Genomic DNA, 3,693 nt, shown 5'->3' with positions numbered 1-3,693 from the left:
GCGGCGACCGCCGCTCGACGCGGTGGCCGCCGGGCGGGCGGCATGGGGCTGGGGTACGGGTACGGCGCTCACGTACCCCACTATCCCCTACCGTGTCACCCGCCGTTCAGGCGGTTGGCGGTATGCACGGCGCGGAGCACGGCCGCCGCCTTGTTGCGGCACTCGATGTCCTCGGAGACCGGGTCGGAATCGGCGACGACGCCCGCTCCCGCCTGGACGTACGCCGTGCCGTCGCGCAGCAGCGCGGTACGGATGGCGATGGCCGTGTCGGAGTCCCCGGCGAAGTCGAGATAGCCGACGCAGCCGCCGTACAGCCCGCGCCGGGTGGGCTCCAGCTCGTCGATGATCTGCATGGCGCGCGGCTTGGGCGCTCCGGAGAGCGTGCCCGCCGGAAAACAGGCTGTCAGCACGTCGAAGGCGGTCCGGCCCTCGGCGACCCGCCCGGTCACCGTGGACACGATGTGCATGACGTGCGAGTAGCGCTCGACCGACATGAAGTCCACGACCTCCACGCTGCCCGGCGCGCAGACACGGCCCAGATCGTTGCGGCCGAGGTCCACGAGCATGAGGTGCTCGGCGCGCTCCTTGGGATCGGCGAGCAGTTCCTCGGCGAGGGCCTGGTCCTCCCGCGGTGTGGCGCCCCGGTGCCTGGTCCCGGCGATCGGATGCACCATCGCGCGCCCGTCCTCGACCTTGACCAGGGCCTCGGGACTGGAGCCCACGACGTCGAAGGGCTTGCCGTCCTGGTGCGGGAAGCGGAAGAGATACATGTACGGCGACGGATTGGTGGCCCGCAGCACCCGGTAGACATCCAGGGCGCTCGCGGTGACGGGCGTCTCGAAGCGCTGCGAGGGAACGACCTGGAAGGCCTCGCCCGCCCTGATCCGCTCTTTGATGTCCTCGACGGCGGCCCGGTAGTCCGGGCCTCCCCAGAGCGCGGTGTACTCGGGCAGCTCGGAGGCGGGCAGCGCGGCCGGCGCGGAGTGCAGCGGCTCGGCGAGATCGGCGGCCATGGCGTCGAGCCGGGCGACGGCGTCCGCGTACGCCTCGTCCACACCGGTGTCCAGGTCGTTGTGGTTGATCGCGTTGGCGATCAGCAGGACCGTGCCGTCCCAGTGGTCGAGTACAGCGAGGTCCGAGGTGAGCAGCATGGTCAGCTCGGGGATGCGCAGATCGTCGCGCGCGTGCTCGCCGATCCGCTCCAGCCTGCGGACGATGTCGTAGCCGAGATAGCCGACCGTGCCGCCGGTGAAGGGCGGCATGCCGGAGGAGAGGTCGCGCGGAGTGTGCAGGGCCTCCACGGTGGCGCGCAGGGCGGCCAGCGGATCGCCGTCCACGGGGACGCCGACCGGCGGAGTGCCGAGCCAGTGGGTGCGGCCGTCGCGTTCGGTGAGCGTGGCGGCGGACCGTACGCCGATGAAGGAGTAGCGGGACCAGGAGCGGCCGTTCTCCGCGGACTCCAGCAGGAAGGTCCCCGGACGCTCGGCGGCGAGCTTGCGGTACAGGCCGACCGGGGTGTCGCCGTCCGCGAGGAGGCGCCTGCTGACGGGGATGACACGGCGGTCCACCGCCAGCTTGCGGAAGGTCTCAAGGTCCATGGCGGCTGACCCTACTCGGTGGAACGGACCGGTCCGTTCACCGTCCGAGCGGCAGGACATCCGCGTCGAAGCACGTGCGCGCGCCGGTGTGGCAGGCGGCCCCGACCTGGTCGACCTGGACCAGAACGGTGTCGGCGTCGCAGTCCAGGGCGACGGACTTGACGTGCTGGACATGGCCGGAGGTGTCGCCCTTGACCCAGTACTCGCGGCGGCTGCGGGACCAGTAGGTGCAGCGGCCCGTGGTCAGGGTGCGGTGCAGGGCCTCGTCGTCCATCCAGCCCAGCATCAGCACCTCGCCGGTGTCGTACTGCTGGGCGATGGCCGGGAGCAGTCCGTCGGGCGTGCGCTTGAGCCGGTCCGCGATGGCGGGATCGAGTCCGCGGCTCGGGCCGGGGGCTCCGGCGTCGCTGGGAGCGGCTGCGTCGCCGGGTGTGCCGGTGGTGCCGGGTGTGCCGGTGGTGCCGGTGGTGCCGGTGGTGCCGGTGGTGCCGGTGGTGCCGGACGGCGTACTGGGCGTGCTGGACGTACTGCTCATGCGTCCCATTGTGCCGCGCCCGCGTCGTTGACCGGGCCCGCCGTCCACTGGGCGGACGGGGCCGGGCAGCCGTACGCTGGGAGCCATGTCGACCCATGCCAAGCGTGAACGGCTTCTGCTCGCCGACCTGTTGGAAGCCGCGGGCCCGGAGGCGCCGACGCTCTGCGACGGCTGGCTGACGCGGGATCTCGCGGCCCATACCGTGGTGCGCGAGCGCCGCCCGGACGCGGCGGGCGGTGTGCTGGTGCCCGCGCTCAAGAACCGGCTGGAGCGGGTGCAGGCCGAATACGCCGCGAAGCCGTACGAGGAGCTGATCCAGCTCATCCGTACGGGACCGCCGCGGCTGTCGCCGTACGGCATCAAGCAGATCGACGAGGCGGCGAACGCGATCGAGTTCTATGTGCACGCCGAGGATGTGCGGCGGGCGCAGCCCGACTGGACACCGCGCGAGATCGACCGTGTCTTCGCGGACGCGCTCTGGTCGCGGCTCGAGAAGGGCGGCCGGATGCTGGGCCGCAAGTCGCCGGTGGGTCTGGTGCTGCGCCGCCCGGACGGCCAGACGGCCGTGGCCCACCGCGGCACACCGGTGGTGACGGTCACCGGTGAGCCGGGTGAGCTGGTGCTCTTCGTGTTCGGACGGCAGAGCGTCACGGATGTGGAGCTGGAGGGCGACAAGGACGCGATCGCCCGGCTCCAGGAGGCGAAGCTCGGTATCTGAGCGGGCCCGCCGAAGGGCGTCAGGAGTACGGGCAGTTCCCTCGGTACTCCGCGATCGTCGGGCCCGGCACCGGCAGCGGGCAGAGGAACTGCTCGTAGCGGGTGTCGTCGTCGATGAACCGCTTCAGCCAGGACACGCTGTACTTGGCGATCGTGGTGTTCGCCGTGACCGGTGTCCGGTGGACGGCGCCCTTCAGCTCCAGATACGCCTTGTCGAGCGTGCCTGGCAGTGACGCGTAGAACGGCTCGGAGTGCGTGGCGACCGGCGCGACCGTATCGCCGTCGGCGCCGACCACCAGGGTGGGCGTACGGACCTCGGGCCAGGTGGTGTCCAGGTTCCAGCCGGTCAGCGGGATGGCCGCCTTCAGGGACGTACGGCTCTTGGCGGCCTCCAGGGAGCCGCCACCGCCCATCGAGTGGCCCATGACGCCGAGCCGCGTGCGGTCGATCCGCTCACGGACCGCCGAATCCCCCGTCAGATAGTCCAGTGCGGCGAGGAGTTGACGTCCGCGCCCGGCGGGCTGGTCGAGCACGGTGATGGTGTCGATGGTGAAGACGACAAAGCCCTGCGAGGCGAGGCGCGGTCCGTACCAGGCGATGCTGGACTGGGTGCCGGTGAAGCCGGGCGAGATGGCCACCGCGCCGAAGGTGCCGTCCGCAGTGGAGGTCGGGTAATAGACCGTGCCGCCGCCGAAGCCGCTGACGCTCGACCGCGCGACGGTGAGCCGGGAGACGGCGTACGGGCCGAGAGGCGCCTCGATGGCGGCCACGGTCGGCGCGGGCCCGCGCTCGTACGGATTGGCCGCGGCCTCGGCGGACCGGGCGGCCGTGGCAGCAGGCGCG

At 71.8% G+C, this 3,693-nt stretch carries 4 protein-coding genes; 1 reads left to right on the top strand and 3 read right to left on the bottom strand.

Annotated features, from left to right (window positions below; translation table 11 throughout):
• Window positions 1-95: 95 nt before the first annotated feature.
• Window positions 96-1,598 carry an anthranilate synthase component I gene (locus tag GA0115259_RS22695; RefSeq protein WP_093600267.1) on the bottom strand — a complete coding sequence of 501 codons (1,503 nt, stop codon included), beginning with the start codon at window positions 1,596-1,598 and terminating at the stop codon, window positions 96-98.
• 37 nt (window positions 1,599-1,635) lie between these two features.
• Window positions 1,636-1,962, bottom strand: a complete 327-nt coding sequence (gene hisI, locus GA0115259_RS22690) for a phosphoribosyl-AMP cyclohydrolase (RefSeq protein ID WP_093600270.1) — start codon at window positions 1,960-1,962, stop codon at window positions 1,636-1,638.
• A 256-nt stretch (window positions 1,963-2,218) separates the two neighbouring features.
• Here hisI and GA0115259_RS22680 point away from each other — a divergent pair, with 256 nt between their 5' ends.
• A complete protein-coding gene (locus GA0115259_RS22680) occupies window positions 2,219-2,851 on the top strand; it encodes a TIGR03085 family metal-binding protein (RefSeq protein WP_093600264.1) in 633 nt (210 codons plus the stop codon).
• Window positions 2,852-2,870: 19 nt separating this feature from the next.
• Here GA0115259_RS22680 and GA0115259_RS22675 read toward each other — a convergent pair.
• Window positions 2,871-3,693: poly(ethylene terephthalate) hydrolase family protein (locus GA0115259_RS22675; protein WP_107469247.1), on the bottom strand; the 823-nt coding region annotated here is incomplete at its 5' end.

The sequence above is a fragment of the Streptomyces sp. MnatMP-M17 genome (genome assembly GCF_900091995.1).
Classification (GTDB): domain Bacteria; phylum Actinomycetota; class Actinomycetes; order Streptomycetales; family Streptomycetaceae; genus Streptomyces.
This window is presented reverse-complemented; position numbering and strand designations above follow the sequence as displayed.

Excerpts from the sequence above, each read along its gene's own strand:
- GA0115259_RS22695 (WP_093600267.1), bottom strand. The coding sequence starts at position 1,598 with ATGGACCTTGAGACCTTCCGCAAGCTGGCGGTGGACCGCCGTGTCATC.
- GA0115259_RS22680 (WP_093600264.1), top strand. The coding sequence starts at position 2,219 with ATGTCGACCCATGCCAAGCGTGAACGGCTTCTGCTCGCCGACCTGTTG.